We start from the raw sequence: 600 nt of genomic DNA, 5'->3' as shown, positions 1-600 counted from the left end.
CGACCCACCAATGATCAATCATGACTTTTCGGCCTGTTGAAATCATCGTACCCCATTCGGCACTCGGCGGTTGAGCGCCCAAGCCCAGAAACCCGAGGCCGGCCGCCGTCAAGATGAATCCGGCCATGCTCAGAGTCACCCGCACGACAATGGACGGAAGGCAAAGCGGAACGATATGCCGGAAAATGATACGGAGCGGCGAAGCACCGTACATGCGGGCTGCCGATATGAAATCGGATGAACGGATACTAAGTGTCTCAACTCTAGCAAGTCTTGCGATGGGCGGYCACGCGGTGAATGCCATGGCAAGGACGGCATTTTCCGCGCCTGATCCAAGCGCTGCGACAAAGGCCAGCGCCAGCACCAAGGACGGCAACGCAAGGAAAATATCGACTATTCGCATGAGAACTTTATCAACCCAACCGCCGAAATAACCAGAACACACCCCTATGCACAAACCGATTGGCGCGACGAGGAGAGAAACCGAAATGACAATGAGCAAGGTGGTTCTAGCACCGAAGAGTAGTCTGCTGAGAATGTCCCGGCCAAGTTCGTCAGTGCCTGCCCAGTGCTCCCAGCTCGGCGGCTGCAGTACCAAAC

General features: G+C 55.9%; 1 protein-coding gene. It reads right to left on the bottom strand.

What is annotated here, in order from left to right; all coding sequences use genetic code 11:
• On the bottom strand, window positions 1-600 hold a 600-nt coding region (locus ACXJ5O_RS29235; RefSeq protein ID WP_457302953.1), incomplete at both ends, for an ABC transporter permease.

It is taken from the genome of Phyllobacterium sp. P5_D12 (assembly GCF_054049495.1).
Note: the sequence above shows the minus strand (reverse complement) of the source record. Positions and strands in the feature narration are given on the sequence as shown.